This window comes from Streptomyces sp. NPDC017056, assembly GCF_044332485.1.
Classification (GTDB): Bacteria; Actinomycetota; Actinomycetes; order Streptomycetales; family Streptomycetaceae; genus Streptomyces.
The window spans coordinates 86,992-102,324 of sequence record NZ_JBIRPD010000011.1 but is presented as its reverse complement, the minus strand read 5'-3'; the positions used below and the strand labels follow the sequence as shown (position 1 = coordinate 102,324).

12 protein-coding genes are annotated in these 15,333 nt (G+C 71.1%); 8 read left to right on the top strand and 4 right to left on the bottom strand.

Annotation, left to right across the window (positions count from 1 at the left end):
* Nucleotides 1–66: 66 nt before the first annotated feature.
* A complete protein-coding gene (locus ACH4OW_RS21350; RefSeq protein WP_360127608.1) occupies nucleotides 67–660 on the top strand; it encodes a malonic semialdehyde reductase in 594 nt (197 codons plus the stop codon).
* Between the two features lie 101 nt (nucleotides 661–761).
* Here ACH4OW_RS21350 and ACH4OW_RS21345 read toward each other — a convergent pair whose 3' ends face one another.
* The gene (locus tag ACH4OW_RS21345; RefSeq protein WP_360127878.1) at nucleotides 762–1,298 is read right to left on the bottom strand and encodes a DUF4245 domain-containing protein; all 537 of its coding nucleotides are present in this window, start codon (nucleotides 1,296–1,298) and stop codon (nucleotides 762–764) included.
* Between the two features lie 211 nt (nucleotides 1,299–1,509).
* On the opposite strand from ACH4OW_RS21345, the gene glpX reads away from it, so the two are divergent.
* Nucleotides 1,510–2,541, top strand: a complete 1,032-nt coding sequence (gene glpX, locus ACH4OW_RS21340) for a class II fructose-bisphosphatase (protein ID WP_360127605.1) — start codon at nucleotides 1,510–1,512, stop codon at nucleotides 2,539–2,541.
* A gap of 129 nt (nucleotides 2,542–2,670) precedes the next feature.
* On the opposite strand, the gene ACH4OW_RS21335 is transcribed toward glpX, so the two are convergent.
* Together ACH4OW_RS21335 and ACH4OW_RS21330 are read right to left on the bottom strand one after the other, a co-directional pair.
* Nucleotides 2,671–3,030 carry a WhiB family transcriptional regulator gene (locus ACH4OW_RS21335; RefSeq protein ID WP_032922291.1) on the bottom strand — a complete coding sequence of 120 codons (360 nt, stop codon included), beginning with the start codon at nucleotides 3,028–3,030 and terminating at the stop codon, nucleotides 2,671–2,673.
* Nucleotides 3,031–3,232: 202 nt separating this feature from the next.
* Nucleotides 3,233–4,009 (bottom strand): DUF1707 domain-containing protein, encoded by a 777-nt coding sequence (locus ACH4OW_RS21330; protein WP_398029620.1) that lies wholly within the window; start codon nucleotides 4,007–4,009, stop codon nucleotides 3,233–3,235.
* A 171-nt stretch (nucleotides 4,010–4,180) separates the two neighbouring features.
* Here ACH4OW_RS21330 and ACH4OW_RS21325 point away from each other — a divergent pair, with 171 nt between their 5' ends.
* The 6 genes from ACH4OW_RS21325 to ACH4OW_RS21300 all read left to right on the top strand — a co-directional run bounded on the left by ACH4OW_RS21325 (nucleotide 4,181) and on the right by ACH4OW_RS21300 (nucleotide 12,801).
* Nucleotides 4,181–5,851: a fumarate hydratase gene (locus ACH4OW_RS21325; RefSeq protein WP_360127601.1), complete on the top strand. Its 1,671-nt coding sequence runs from the start codon at nucleotides 4,181–4,183 to the stop codon at nucleotides 5,849–5,851.
* A 59-nt stretch (nucleotides 5,852–5,910) separates the two neighbouring features.
* Nucleotides 5,911–7,323, top strand: coding sequence for a class II fumarate hydratase (locus tag ACH4OW_RS21320; RefSeq protein ID WP_398029618.1), 1,413 nt, complete (start codon nucleotides 5,911–5,913; stop codon nucleotides 7,321–7,323).
* A 56-nt stretch (nucleotides 7,324–7,379) separates the two neighbouring features.
* Nucleotides 7,380–8,093: a DUF402 domain-containing protein gene (locus tag ACH4OW_RS21315; protein ID WP_398029616.1), complete on the top strand. Its 714-nt coding sequence runs from the start codon at nucleotides 7,380–7,382 to the stop codon at nucleotides 8,091–8,093.
* A 236-nt stretch (nucleotides 8,094–8,329) separates the two neighbouring features.
* Nucleotides 8,330–9,013 carry a class I SAM-dependent methyltransferase gene (locus ACH4OW_RS21310; protein ID WP_360127592.1) on the top strand — a complete coding sequence of 228 codons (684 nt, stop codon included), beginning with the start codon at nucleotides 8,330–8,332 and terminating at the stop codon, nucleotides 9,011–9,013.
* A 47-nt stretch (nucleotides 9,014–9,060) separates the two neighbouring features.
* Nucleotides 9,061–11,208 (top strand): SpoIIE family protein phosphatase, encoded by a 2,148-nt coding sequence (locus ACH4OW_RS21305; protein ID WP_360127589.1) that lies wholly within the window; start codon nucleotides 9,061–9,063, stop codon nucleotides 11,206–11,208.
* Between the two features lie 129 nt (nucleotides 11,209–11,337).
* Nucleotides 11,338–12,801, top strand: a complete 1,464-nt coding sequence (locus ACH4OW_RS21300; protein ID WP_360127586.1) for a catalase — start codon at nucleotides 11,338–11,340, stop codon at nucleotides 12,799–12,801.
* 132 nt (nucleotides 12,802–12,933) lie between these two features.
* Here the strand turns inward: ACH4OW_RS21300 and ACH4OW_RS21295 are convergent, their stop codons facing one another.
* Complete coding sequence (locus ACH4OW_RS21295) at nucleotides 12,934–15,180, bottom strand: transglycosylase domain-containing protein (protein ID WP_360127583.1); 2,247 nt, start codon at nucleotides 15,178–15,180, stop codon at nucleotides 12,934–12,936.
* Between the last annotated feature and the right edge of the window lie 153 nt (nucleotides 15,181–15,333).

Below are 15,333 nucleotides of genomic sequence, written 5' to 3'. Positions count from 1 at the left end.
AACTTAATCTATCTTGGTTACAGTTGACATCGAACACGGATAAACCACGACCCCCGAGGTGCCCTCATGTCTCTCGCTCTCGACGCCGCCGCTCAGGACCTCCTCTTCCGCGAGGCCCAGACCGCCAACTCGTTCACGGACGAGCCGGTGACGGACGAGCAGGTACAGGCCATCTACGACCTGGTGAAGTTCGGCCCGACCGCCTTCAACCAGTCGCCGCTGCGCATCACCATGGTCCGCTCCGAGGACGCCCGCGAGCGCCTGGTGAAGTACGCGATGGGCGCCAACGGCCCGAAGACCCTGAGCGCGCCGCTGACCGTGATCCTCTCCACGGACCTCGACTTCCACGAGAAGCTGCCGACGCTGTTCCCGCACGCTCCCGGCATCAAGGACGCCTACTTCGCCGAGCTGGCCGTCCGCGAGGCCGCCGGCGCCCAGAACGCGACGCTGCAGGCCGGCTACTTCATCGTCGGCGTCCGCGCCGCCGGCCTGGCGGCCGGCCCGATGACCGGCTTCGACTTCGCCGGCATCGACAACGAGTTCTTCGGCGACGGCAAGCAGAAGGCGTTCATGGTCGTCAACATCGGCAAGCCCGGTGCCGACGCCTTCTTCCCGCGCTCGCCGCGGCTCGGCTTCGACGAGGCCGTCACCACCGTCTGAGCCATTCGCGCGAGAGCGTACGACGAGGCCGCCGCACCCGGCGCGGGTGCGGCGGCCTCGTCGTACGTCCGGGCAGGCCGGCACGTCGGCCGGTCGGCCGGTCAGCCCTTCTTCGCCTCCAGGGACGCGGCCAGCTCCGCGAGGCGCCCGTACGGCGCGGTGCCCGTGAGGACCGTCGTGACGCCCTCCTCCTCGCGGACCAGGGCCCGGTACTTCTCGCCCTTGTAGCGGTCCCACTTCACGCCGCCGACGGCCTGCTTGCCCGCGGCCTTCTCCGCGCCCAGCGTGACGTCCTGGACGAACTTCTTCGCGGGCGCGTCGCTCTGCTCCAGCGCCGCGTACTCCTGCTCCGGGTCGAGCATGCCCAGGTGCCAGGCGCCGCCCTTGCCGTCCTTGCTCGCCTTGTACGAGACGGAGGTGGCGCGCCAGCCCTCGGGCAGCCCCTTGGGGGCCGCCACCGGGTACGGCGCCGCGCGCCGCGCGGTCGCGACCTCGACGCGGTAGTCGACCGTCTTGACCGCGTTGACCTCGGCGGTCCTGCTGTCGTTGTGCGGGATGAAGAGATAGATGCCCGCGACGAGGGCGCCGATCACCGCCATCGACAGGACCATGTCCCGAACCGTCTGCTTGCCTCGCATACCTGCCACGCCCTCTATCGTCCCCCATGCCCGGCTCTGCCGGGAGGCACCCCCCGCCCTTCGCGGGGCCGGGGCCGCCGTACGCGGACGCGCCCGGTTCGCGCCTTGACGCCGCTCATGCGTGGGGTCTGCTGCTCATTTTGGCGACGTACCGATAAAGTCATAGCCACCCTCACCATTCCGGCCGTCGCCGTACAGAAAGGTGCGCTCGATGACCGAGCATCATCTGCCGTCCCAACTCGAGGTCAGCCCCGAGGCTCCCGACCGCAACCTCGCTCTGGAACTCGTCCGGGTCACCGAGGCCGGAGCCATGGCCTCGGGCCGGTGGGTCGGCCGCGGCGACAAGAACGGTGCCGACGGGGCCGCCGTCAAGGCCATGCGCGCCCTGATCCACACCGTCTCCATGAACGGCGTCGTGGTCATCGGGGAGGGCGAGAAGGACAACGCCCCGATGCTCTACAACGGCGAGCGGGTCGGCGACGGCACCGGCGCCGAGTGCGACGTGGCCGTGGACCCGGTCGACGGCACCACCCTGACCGCCAAGGGCATGGCCAACGCCGTCTCCGTGATGGCCGTCGCCGAGCGCGGCTCCATGTTCGACCCGTCCGCGGTGTTCTACATGGACAAGCTGGCGACCGGCCCCGAGGCCGCCGACTTCGTCGACATCACCGCGCCGGTCGGCGTCAACATCCGCCGGATCGCCAAGGCCAAGAAGTCCTCCGTCGAGGACGTCACCGTCGTCATCCTGGACCGGCCGCGCCACGACGGCCTGGTCAAGGAGGTACGGGAGGCCGGGGCGCGGATCAAGTTCATCTCCGACGGCGACGTGGCCGGCGCCATCATGGCGGCCCGCGAGGGCACCGGCGTCGACCTGCTGCTGGGCATCGGCGGTACGCCGGAGGGCATCATCGCCGCGTGCGCCCTCAAGTGCCTGGGCGGCACCCTCCAGGCCAGGCTGTGGCCGAAGGACGACGAGGAGCGGCAGCGCGCGATCGACGCCGGTCACGACCTGGACAAGGTCCTCCAGACCGACGACCTGGTCCGCGGTGACAACGTCTTCTTCGTCGCCACCGGCATCACCGACGGCGACCTGCTGCGCGGGGTGCGCTACCGCGCCGAGACCGCGACCACCTCGTCGCTGGTCATGCGCTCCAAGTCCGGCACGATCCGCCGGGTCGACTCCGAGCACCGGCTCTCCAAGCTGCGCGCGTACAGCTCGGTCGACTTCGAGCGCCCCAGCTAGCGCGCGGGCCGCACGCGCCACCGCCGTACCGGCGTACGGGCCGCGCGTATCCGCTCAACGTACGGGCCGGGACTCCGCCGTTCTTCTCAGGCGGGGCCCCGGCCCGTTGTCGTGCCGGTCATGCCGGCCTCAACCAGCGGCCTGCATCCGTGCCGAGCGCTGCAATTCGGTTTCCCTGCGCCGGCGGCGGGCCAGGACGACCCGGCGCTCGGCGGCGGTCAGCCCGCCCCACACTCCGTAGGGCTCCGGCTGCATCAGGGCGTGCTCCCGGCATTCGATCATCACCGGGCAGCGGGCGCAGACCCGCTTGGCGGCTTCCTCCCTCGCCAGGCGCGCGGCGGTCGGCTCCTTGGACGGTGCGAAGAACAGTCCCGCTTCGTCACGGCGGCACACCGCCTCCGCGTGCCAGGGACCGGCCTCTTCGCGAGAGGGAACTCGCTGGGGCGGAACAACTGCGGTGTCCTGCAGAGGCTGATGCGGTAGCAGCACGGTCTACTCCTGACGACGGCTTCGGCGAAAGAGTCACCCTTGCCCGTCTCGCTGCGCACGACTTTTCGCACCCCGCAGCCGTACGAGAGACGATGCACCAGCCCTACCCGCTGTGCGCGGGCTTATGCACACGGTTGCGAACCGTCCCCGAGCAGTGCGTATTCGGGCCCGGGAAGCCCGGAACACCGCCGTCCGTGCCGCCTCAGTCGCCGTACCCGCCGTGCAGCCGCCCGTGCCGCTCGTCGCGGCGGTGCTCGTGCCAGGAGCGCCGCTCGTCCCGGCGCTGTTCGTGCCACGCGCGCCGGGCGTCGCGCAGGTCGTCGCGCAGGTCGCGCAGCCACTTGCCGCGCTTGGGCTTGGCTTCGACGCTGCCGAGGACCGCGTAGCCGTTGACGATCACGACCGGGGCGTCGGCCTCGACGGAGTCGTTGGCCTCGACCTCGAAGGAGCCGAGCACGCCGGAACCGCTGCTGCGCAGCGTCACGTTCTCCGGCACCCGGATCTCCACGCTGCCGAAGATCGCGGTGACGTTGATGTGGACCTGCTGCTGCTGGAAGATCCCCTCGGTCAGGTCGATCTCCACGCTGCCGAAGATCGCGACGGCGTTGATACGGCCGGGCACCCGCCAGCGGCCCTTGCGGGTCGAGGCGCTGAAGATCGCGACCATCGTCTGGTCCGGCGGCGTGCCGCCCGGCCCGGCGCCGTACGCGGCGGGCGCGGGCTGCGGCCTGGGGGCGCCGCCCTCCGCCGGCAGATCGCGTACCAGCGGCTCCAGTTCGCCCATCGTCTTCGCGCGGTAGACCAGGTCGATGCGCTCGGCGTGCTCCTCGGCGTCCAGCCGCCCGACCGCCAGCGCCTCGCGCAGGATCTCCGCGATCCGGTCCCGGTCGGCGTCGGAGGCCCTCAGCTCCGCCTCGGCCACGGGCTTGGTCAGATTCACCGGCTGCTGGGCTCGCTTGGCGAGCGACGATTCGTCCACGGGGGCAGCGTACCGAAACGCGATAGATCGCGACTAGAGGACGCGCGGCCCCCGGGCCGGCTCTTGGTGAGCCTTACCTCACAACGGCGACCGGCGGCGGGGGTTCTACGCTGTTCAGGCGCTGCCGCAGATGTCAGCCGAAAGCCACCGTCGAGTGAGGAATGGCCCCTGATGCCGGAATTCGCCTATACCGACCTGCTGCCCGTAGGCGAGGACAACACCCCGTACCGCCTGGTCACTTCCGAGGGCGTGAGCACCTTCGAAGCCGACGGGCGCACGTTCCTCAAGGTCGAGCCGGAGGCGCTGCGCAAGCTGGCGGCCGAGGCGATGCACGACATCTCGCACTACCTGCGCCCGGCCCACCTCGCCCAGCTGCGCCGCATCCTGGAGGACCCCGAGGCGTCCGCCAACGACCGCTTCGTGGCCCTGGACCTCCTGAAGAACGCGAACATCGCGGCGGCCGGCGTGCTGCCGATGTGCCAGGACACCGGCACCGCGATCGTCATGGGCAAGCGCGGCCAGAACGTGCTGACCCAGGGCCGTGACGAGGAGGCCCTCTCCCGCGGCATCTACGACGCGTACACCCAGCTGAACCTGCGGTACTCGCAGATGGCCCCGCTGACCATGTGGGACGAGAAGAACACCGGCTCCAACCTGCCGGCCCAGATCGAGCTGTACGCCAACGACGGGGACGCGTACAAGTTCCTGTTCATGGCCAAGGGCGGCGGCAGCGCCAACAAGTCCTTCCTCTACCAGGAGACGAAGGCCGTCCTCAACGAGGCGAGCATGATGAAGTTCCTGGAGGAGAAGATCCGCTCGCTGGGCACGGCCGCCTGCCCGCCGTACCACCTGGCGATCGTCGTCGGCGGCACCAGCGCCGAGTACGCGATGAAGACCGCGAAGTACGCCTCCGCGCACTACCTGGACGAGCTGCCCGCCGAGGGCTCCCCCACCGGCCACGGCTTCCGGGACAAGGAGCTGGAGGAGAAGGTCTTCGAGCTGACGCAGAAGATCGGCATCGGCGCGCAGTTCGGCGGCAAGTACTTCTGCCACGACGTGCGCGTGGTGCGCCTGCCCCGGCACGGCGCGTCCTGCCCGGTCGCCATCGCCGTCTCCTGCTCCGCCGACCGCCAGGCCGTGGCGAAGATCACCGCCGAGGGCGTCTTCCTGGAGCAGCTGGAGAAGGACCCGGCGCGCTTCCTCCCGGAGACGACCGAGGCGGAGCTGACCGAGGGCGCGGGCCCGGACCTCGACGCCGTACGCGTCGACCTGAACCAGCCGATGGACGCCATCCTGGCCGAGCTGACCCGGCACCCGGTCAAGACCCGCCTCTCGCTCACCGGCACGCTGGTCGTCGCCCGCGACATCGCACACGCGAAGATCAAGGAGCGGCTGGACGCGGGCGAGGGCATGCCGGAGTACCTGAAGAACCACCCGGTCTACTACGCCGGCCCGGCGAAGACCCCCGAGGGCTACGCGTCCGGCTCCTTCGGCCCGACCACGGCCGGCCGGATGGACGCCTACGTGGAGCAGTTCCAGGCGGCGGGCGGCTCGAAGGTCATGCTGGCCAAGGGCAACCGCTCCAAGCAGGTCACCGACGCGTGCGCCGCGCACGGCGGCTTCTACCTCGGCTCCATCGGCGGCCCCGCGGCCCGCCTGGCGCAGGACTGCATCAAGAAGGTCGAGGTCCTCGAATACGAGGAGCTGGGCATGGAGGCCGTCTGGCGCATCGAGGTCGAGGACTTCCCCGCCTTCATCGTCGTCGACGACAAGGGCAACGACTTCTTCCAGGACCCGGCACCGGCTCCCACGTTCACGAGCATTCCGGTTCGTACCGCCTGACGGACGAAACGTGTCGGTGGCCGGGAACAGAATCGGCGTTCCCGGGCACTGACACAGGTATGAGCGACAACGGCCTGAGCGGCGACAACGGCGAGTACCGGACCGAGCACGACTCGATGGGCGAGGTGAAGGTGCCCGCCCGTGCCAAGTGGCGGGCGCAGACGCAGCGGGCGGTGGAGAACTTTCCCGTTTCCGGGCAGCGGCTGGAGCGGGCGCACATCGAGGCGCTGGCCCGGATCAAGGCCGCGGCGGCCAAGGTGAACGCCGAGCTGGGGGTGCTGGACGGGGACGTCGCGGGGGCGATCCAGGAGGCCGCGGCGGAGGTCGCCGACGGGAAGTGGGACGAGCACTTTCCCGTCGACGTCTTCCAGACCGGCTCCGGTACGTCCTCCAACATGAACACCAACGAGGTGCTGGCCACCCTCGCGACCGAGCGGCTGGGGCGGGACGTCCACCCCAACGATCACGTCAACGCCTCCCAGTCGTCCAACGACGTCTTCCCCTCCTCGATCCACATCGCGGCGACCGCGGCCGTCACCCACGACCTGATCCCCGCGCTGGAGCACCTGGCGGGCGCGCTGGAGCGCAAGGAGACCGAGTTCGCCGAGGTGGTGAAGGCGGGGCGGACGCATCTGATGGACGCCACGCCCGTCACGCTCGGCCAGGAGTTCGGCGGCTTCGCGGCGCAGGTCCGCTACGGCGTCGAGCGGCTGCGGTCCGCGCTGCCGCGGCTGGCCGAACTGCCGCTGGGCGGCACGGCGGTGGGCACCGGCATCAACACCCCGCCCGGCTTCCCCGCCGCGGTGATCGCCGAGGTGGCGCGGACGACGGGGCTGCCGCTGACCGAGGCGCGCAACCACTTCGAGGCGCAGGGCGCGCGTGACGCGGTGGTGGAGACCAGCGGGCAGCTGCGCACCATCGGCGTCGGCCTGACGAAGATCTCCAACGATCTGCGGTGGATGTCCTCGGGGCCGCGCACCGGCCTCGCCGAGATCAACCTGCCGGACCTCCAGCCCGGTTCGTCCATCATGCCGGGGAAGGTCAACCCGGTGATCCCGGAGGCCGTGCTGATGGTGGCCGCGCAGGTCACCGGCAACGACGCGACGGTGGCCGCGGCGGGCGCCGCGGGCAACTTCGAGCTGAACGTGATGCTGCCGGTCATCGCGAAGAACGTGCTGGAGTCGGTGCGGCTGCTGGCCAACGTCACGCGGCTGCTGGCGGACCGGACGATCGACGGAATCACCGCCAATGCCGAACGGGCCCGGGAGTACGCGGAGTCGTCCCCGTCCGTGGTTACTCCGCTCAACAAGTACATCGGGTACGAAGAGGCGGCGAAGGTCGCCAAGAAGTCGCTCGCGGAGCGCAAGACCATCCGCGAGGTGGTCATCGAGTCGGGGTACGTCGAGAAGGGCCTGCTGTCCGAGGAGCAGTTGGACGAGGCGCTGGACGTGCTGCGTATGACACATCCGTAACGGACCGTGCGGTATACGTCACGGCGCGGACATCGGCGCCCCTCTAAGATCTGCGCATGACAGCGGACATGGTGGAGACGAGGAAGGGCGCCGCCGGGGCGAAGGGCACGCGAAGCGCCGCGGACGGACCGGTGCGCTGGGCGCCCGGGGACCAGGTCCTGTGGCGCTACCGCGACAACGCCGGCGACGGCATCCACATCTGCCGTCCGATGACCGTCGTACAGGACACCGACGAGCTGCTCGCGGTGTGGATGGCCCCCGGCACGACCTGCGTCAAGCCGGTGCTGGCCGACGGGACGCCCGTCCACCGCGAGCCGCTCGCCACCCGTTACACCAAGCCGCGGCGCACCGCCCGCGACCAGTGGTTCGGCAGCGGGGTGCTGAAGCTGGCCAGGCCCGGCGACCCCTGGTCGGTGTGGCTGTTCTGGGAGCGTGGCTGGCACTTCAAGAACTGGTACGTGAACTTGGAGGAGCCGCGTCGCCGTTGGGCGGGCGGCATCGACTCCCAGGACCACTTCCTGGACATCTGCGTGTACCCGGACCGGCATTGGGAGTGGCGCGACGAGGACGAGTTCGCGCAGGCGCAGCGCGACGGGCTGATGCCGCCCGCGCTGGCCGCCGACGTACGGGCCGCGGGCCGCGCGGCGGTCGCGCACATCGGCGCGTGGGGGGAGCCGTTCGCCTCCGGGTGGGAGAACTGGCGTCCGGACCCGGCGTGGGAGGTGCCGGGACTGCCGGAGGACTGGGACCGGGCGGTGACCGGTCGCTGAGCCGGCGTACGGGGGCGCGGGCCGGTGGCCCGGGTCTTCGCCCCGGCGCGCCGGCGGGCAGGTGAGGGCGCGGTGCGGCGTGCGGGTGAGCCCCCTTGATGCGCCCCTGGGGATCAACCGTAGGATCGTCCTCCACAAGACTGCACAGGCGTAACTCAAGACTGCACGGAACTGCACGGACGTGGCTCCCGATCCGGGGCACGGAACTTGACCGCGGTCGCAGGAGAGGCGAGGTCGTGAGCGCTGAAGGCTACGACGGATACGAGGGCCTGAACCGGTTAGTCCTGGACCGGGCGGGCCAGGCGGAGGCGTTCGACGCGATCGGCGACCGGTACGACGAGGTCTTCCCGCACAAGGAGGGCCAGCTCGCCGCCGGCGCCTGGCTCGCCGCCGGGCTGCCGCCCGGCTCCCGGGTGCTGGACGTCGGCTGCGGCACGGGCGTGCCGACGGCCCGTCAGCTGGCGGAAGCGGGCCACAAGGTCGTCGGGGTGGACCTCTCCCCCACGATGGTCGGGCTGGCCCGGGAGAACGTGCCGGAGGGCGAGTTCCACCGACTCGACGTCGCGGCGCTCGGGGACGACCGGCTCGGTGGTGCCGCCTCCTTCGACGGGGCCGTCGCCTTCTTCTCGCTGCTCATGCTGCCCCGCAAGGAGATCCCGTACGCGCTGCGGTCGCTGCACACCTTGCTGCGGCCCGGCGGGCTGCTGGCGCTGTCCATGGTCGAGGCCGATCTGGACGACTGCGCGATTCCGTTCCTGGGTGACACGATCCGGGTATCGGGTTACCTGCGGGACGACTTGCGCCAGGTCGTGCACGACGCGGGCTTCGAAGTCACCGGGGAGGACTCGTATGCGTATGCCCCGGCCAGTACGGACCTACCACCCGAGATCCAGCTCTTCCTGCACCTGCGACGCGCTTGAGACGCGGCGCGCCACGCGCGCAGCCCCGGACGGATGGAATCCCACGCGTGACGGAGCACCCGACCTCCCACGAAACGCGGCAGGCCGCCCCGCCTGCCGCGGCCTCGGCGACCCCGCACGGGGGTCTGCCCGAGCCGGCGCCCTTCGGTACGGCCGCCGGTCCCCGCAGTTCGCCGGGGCAGCCGGCGCCGCCCGGTTTTGGCCCGGCGGCGCCCCGGCCGGCCGGGGTGGCTGAGATGTCCGCCGCGGCGCCGCGCGGTGACGATTCTGCGTACGCCGCCGACGGTGGCCCCCGGCACGCCGCCGGCCACGGACCGGCGGGCGGCAGACCGGACGACGGGCTGGAGGGCCGGGGCGAGGAGCCCGGCGCCGGCCGGCCGCGCTCGCGCACCGAAGGGCCGCCCGCGGTACCGCCGCCCGCCAGGTCGGCGCACCCCGCGCAGACGGCCGAGAGCGCCGAGGTGCTGGCGGCCCGTCAGGCGGGCGGCGACCGGCTGCGCTTCATCGGCGCCGCGACCCGGCGGATCGCCCGCGGCATAGATCTCGACGAGATCGTCCTGGGGCTGTGCCGGGCGACCGTGCCGACGTTCGCCGACGCCATCCTGGTGTACCTGCGCGACCCGCTGCCGGTGGGCGACGAGCGGCCGACCGGCCCCGTGGTGCTGCGGCTGCGCCGTACCGACCGGATTCCCGAGGAGCCGGACACCAACGGCGGCCGGCTGCCGATGCTGCCCGCGCAGCCGGACCTGAGCCCGGCGATGGGCGGCAGCGCGGCGGAGCTGTCCGAGGTGCTGCCGGGCGGGCCGCTGGCGGAGGTGCTGCGTGGCGTACGGCCGCTGTTCGGCGAGGCCCAGGCGGCGCGCGCCGCGCTGCCCGAACTGCTCGGCCCGCTCACCCACCTGCCCACCGGACACCGGGTGATCCTGGCGCCGCTGCGCGGCCGCCGCCGGGTGATCGGTGCCGCGGTGTTCCTGCGCCGCCCCGACCGCCCGGCCTTCGAGGCGGACGACCTGCTGGTGGCGGCGCAGCTGGCGACGCACACCGCGCTGGGCGTGGACAAGGCGGTGCTGTACGGGCGCGAGGCGTACATCGCGGACGCGCTCCAGCGCACGATGCTGCCGGACTCGCTGCCGCAGCCCACCGGCGTGCGGCTGGCCAGCCGCTATCTGCCCGCCGCCGAGACGGCGCGGGTGGGCGGCGACTGGTACGACGCGATCCCGCTGCCCGGCAGCCGGGTGGCCCTGGTGGTCGGTGACGTCATGGGCCACTCCATGACGTCGGCGGCGATCATGGGCCAGCTGCGCACCACCGCGCAGACGCTGGCCGGTCTCGACCTGCCGCCGCAGGAGGTGCTGCACCACCTCGACGAGCAGGCGCAGCGGCTCGGCTCCGACCGGATGGCGACGTGCCTGTACGCGGTCTACGACCCGGTGGCGCACCGCATCATGGTCGCCAACGCCGGGCACCCGCCGCCCGTGATGCTGCACCGCGGCGGGCGCGCGGAGGTGCTGCGAGTGCCGCCGGGCGCGCCGATCGGCGTGGGCGGGGTGGACTTCGAGGCCGTCGAGCTGGACGCGCCGGCGGGCGCCACGCTCGTGCTGTACACGGACGGCCTGGTGGAGTCCCGGATCCGGGACGTGTGGACCGGCATCGAGCAGCTGCGCGAGCGGCTGACGGAGACGGCCCGGCTGACCGGGCCCAACCCACCGCCGCTGGAGCCCTTGTGCGACGAGGTGCTGGACATGCTCGGTCCCGGCGACCGGGACGACGACATCGCGCTGCTCGCGGCCCGCTTCGACGGGATCGCGCCGAGCGACGTCGCGTACTGGTACCTGGACCCGAAGGCGCAGACGGCGGGGCAGGCGCGCCGGCTGGCCCGCAGGGCGCTGTCGCGGTGGGGCCTGGAGGAGCTGACCGACCAGCTGGAGCTGCTGGTCAGCGAGGTGGTGACGAACGCGGTGCGCTACGCGGAGCGGCCGATCACGCTGCGGCTGCTGCGTACGGACGTGCTGCGCTGCGAGGTCGGCGACGACGTGCCGCAGCTGCCGCGGCTGCGGCAGGCGCGCCCGTCCGACGAGGGCGGCCGCGGCCTGTACCTGGTCAACCGGATGGCCCGGCGCTGGGGCGCGACGCGCCTGAGCACGGGGAAGGTGGTGTGGTTCGAGCTGTCCATGCCGTTCGGGGGCGCGCAGTAAGGCGCGCCCCCGCGCCCGGACTCCGTCCCGAACTGGACCGTGTCCAACGGTTGCCGACGCCGCGTCGGCGGAGTTGACTTCTGAGGTGCACCAGGGACTGACGACCCCACCTCCGGGAGGCGCTGCTCCATGACCAGTTCCGCGCACGACGTCCCGCGTACGACGAACAACGCCGGTATCCCGGTCGAGAGCGACGAGCACTCGCTCTCCGTCGGCCCGGACGGCCCGCTCCTGCTCCAGGACCACTACCTCATCGAGAAGATGGCCCAGTTCAACCGCGAACGGGTGCCCGAGCGGGTGGTGCACGCCAAGGGCAGCGGCGCGTACGGCTTCTTCGAAGTGACCAACGACGTGAGCCAGTTCACCAAGGCGGATCTCTTCCAGCCGGGCCGCCGCACCGAGATGCTGGCCCGCTTCTCGACGGTCGCGGGCGAACAGGGCTCGCCGGACACCTGGCGCGACCCCCGCGGCTTCGCGCTGAAGTTCTACACCGAGCTCGGCAACTACGATCTGGTCGGCAACAACACGCCGGTCTTCTTCGTGCGGGACACGATCAAGTTCCAGGACTTCATCCGCTCGCAGAAGCGCCGTCCCGAGAGCGGGCTGCGCGACCACGACATGCAGTGGGACTTCTGGACGCTGTCGCCCGAGTCGGCGCACATGGTCACGTGGCTGATGGGCGACCGCGGCATCCCGAAGACGTACCGCCACATGAACGGCTACGGCTCGCACACGTACATGTGGGTCAACGGCGGCGGCGAGCGGTTCTGGATCAAGTACCACATCAAGACGGACCAGGGCGTCGACTTCCTCACCCAGGAGGAAGCGGACCGGCTGGCGGGCGTGGACGCCGATGTGCACCGCCGCGACCTCCACGACTCCATCGCGGCCGGCGACGCCCCGACGTGGACGATGTACGTGCAGGTCATGCCGTTCGACGACGCGCCGGACTACCGCTTCAACCCGTTCGACCTGACCAAGGTGTGGCCGCACGGCGACTATCCGCTCGTCGAGGTGGGCCGGATGACCCTGGACCGCAATCCCGAGGACTTCTTCGTCCACGTCGAGCAGGCGGCGTTCGAGCCGTCCAACATGGTGCCGGGCATCGGCCCCTCGCCGGACAAGATGCTGCTGGGGCGGCTGTTCTCCTACCCGGACACCCACCGCTACCGCATCGGCCCGAACTACGCGCAGCTGCCGCCGAACCGCCCGCACGCCACGGTCAGCTCCTACGCGAAGGACGGCCCGATGCGCTACGAGCCGTCCAGCGCGGCCCGCCCGTACGCGCCGAACTCCTACGGCGGCCCGGCGGCCGACACCCGCAACTTCGGCGACCCGGCGGGCTGGCACTCGGCGGGCGAGATGGTGCGCGAGGCGTACAAGCTGCGCCGCGATGACGACGACTGGGGCCAGGCGGGCACCCAGGTGCGGCAGGTGCTGGACGACGCCGCGCGGGGCCGGCTGGTGGACAACATCGTCGGGCATCTGTCGCAGGGCGTGAGCCGTCCGGTGCTGCTGCGCGCCCTCCAGTACTGGCGCAACGTCGACAAGGCGCTCGGCGACCGGATCGCCGCGCGGTTCGACGGCGGCTGAGCCAGCACCGCACCGGCGGCCCGCCCGTACGCGAAAAGGCCGTACACGAAGGCCGTACGCGAAGACCGTACGCAAAAGGCCGTGGCCCCCACCAGGTGGTGGGGGCCACGGCGCGGCGTTGTCGGGCGGCCGTCACCCGAGGTCGTCGAAGCCGCCCGGCCGGTTGTTGCGGCCGCTGCCGCCGCTGTCGCCCGACGGGCTGGCCGGGGGCGTCTCCGGCGGCTTCGAGGGCGTCCGCGACGGGGAGCGCGAAGGCGTCTGGGACGGCGTCTGGGAAGGCGTCTGCGACGGGGAGTGCGACGGCGTCTGGGACGGCGTCTGCGACGGGCTCTGGGACGGCGTCTGCGAGGGGGGGCCGGACGGCGGCGGGGTGTTGGTCGGTGCCACTCCGGCGCCGAGGTCGGTGTCCAGGTCGAACTTGCCCCCGGAGTCGTCGCCGAGCGCGGCGGCGGTGTACGCGGCCCAGACCTCGGCCGGGTAGCCGCCGCCGTTCACGCGGCCGCCGCCGCCGGTGCCCTTGAGCGTGACCTGCTTGCCGCCCTTGGCCTCCTCGCCGAACATGCCGACCGCGGTGACCAGCTTGGGCGTGTAGCCGACGAACCAGGCCGACTTGTTGTCGTCGGAGGTGCCGGTCTTGCCCGCCGCCTGGTAGCTGGTGCTGCCGATCGCGGACTTGGCCGTACCGTCGTTGACCACGCCGCGCAGCACGGAGGTGACGGTGTCGGCGGTGCCGCGGGTCATCACCTGGGCGCCGACGGGGTCGGGCAGTTCGGTCTCCTGCGAGCCGTGCTCGGCCTTGACGACGATGGCCGGGTCGACCTTCTTGCCGTGGTTGTCGAGGGTGGCGTAGGCGCCGGCCATCTGGAGCGGGCTGGCGCCCATGGTGCCGAGCGTCATGGCGGGCTTGACCGGCATCTTGGCGTCCAGGCCCAGGCCGACGGCGGTCTTCTTGACCTCGTCCAGGCCCACGTCCACGCCCATCTGCGCGAAGACCGCGTTGACGGAGTTGTTGGTGGCCTGCTGGACGGAGATCTTCCCGTACGAGTGCTCGTCCTCGTTGGGCGGCGCGAACCCGACGGGGCCGCTCTTGCCCACGACCGGGCGGCGGTTGCGGCCGTCGTAGACCGTGTCGGGCGTGATCGGTACGCCGGACTGGGTCTTGGCGTGGTTCTCCAGGGCCGAGGCGAGGACCAGCGGCTTGAAGGTGGAGGCGGGCTGGTAGTCCACGCGGGTCGCGTTGTTGCGGAAGTGCTTGGTGTAGCCCGCGCCGCCGTACATGGCCACCACGCGCCCGCTGCCGGCATCGACCGAGACGGCGCCGAGCTGGGCGTCCGCGTCCACCTTGCGGCGGGTCGGGTCGAGGTCGTCGGTGAGCTTGCGCTTGACGGCCTTCTCCAGCTCCTGCTGCTTCTTCTTGTCGATGCCCAGGGTGATGGTCCAGCCGCCCGCGGCCAGTTCCTTCTCGTCGACGCCCTTGGCCCGCAGTTCCTCGTCGGCGGCGTTGATGAAGTAGCCAATCTGGCCGGCCACGCCGGGCAGCGGCTTGGGCTTGATGGGCTGCTGGAACTGCTGCTTCTGCCGGTCGTCGGCGCTCAGCCACTTCATCTCGACCATGTTGTCGAGGGTGTACGCCCAGCGCTCCTGCACCCGCTTCTTGCCGGCGTCGGAGGCGATGGCCCAGTCGTACTGGCTCGGCGCCTGGAGCAGCGAGGCCAGGTAGGCGCCCTGGCTGACCGTCAGCTTTTCCACGTCCACGCCGTAGTACGCCTGGGCGGCGGCCTGGATGCCGTAGGCGCCGCGGCCGTAGTAGCTGGTGTTCATGTACCCGGCGAGGATGTCCTTCTTGTCGAGCTTGTTGTCGACCTTCAGGGAGATGACGATCTCCTGCAACTTGCGGGAGACCGTCTGTTCCTGGCTCAGGTAGTAGTTCTTGACGTACTGCTGGGTGATGGTGGAGCCGCCCTGCTTGCCCTGGCCCCTCAGGGTGTTGAGGATGCCGCGCAGGGTGCCCTTCATGTCGACGCCGGAGTCCTGGTAGAAGGTCTTGTTCTCGGCCGCGACGAAGGCGTGCTGGACGGGCTCGGGGACCTGGTCGATCTTGACCATCTCGCGGTTCTTCACGCCCTTGCGGGCCATGATCGAACCGTCGGCGTACTTGTAGACGTTGCTCTGGAGCGTGGCGTCGGCGTTGGCCTCGTCGGGCACGTCCACGTACAGGTACAGACCTACGAAGCCGAGGATGCCCAGCAGGCACACACCGAGGAAGGCCCCGAGGAGCTTCTTCCAGGTGAAGAAGCGGCGTATGCCACCTTTTTTACCCTTCGGCTTCGCCCGGCGTTTACGCCCCTGAGCCGCTCGCCTCGCGTCCGCTCGCCCCATCGCTCCCGCAACTCCAGTCGTTCCGCCCCCAATACTCAGCTCACGAAGCTAACACCGCATCTGTCAACAAATGCTCATCGATCAAGGCTTTTCCCGACGTGACAAAGAGCACCCGGCCTGGGGGAACCGTTCCGCGGAGGATGCCGTACCAGC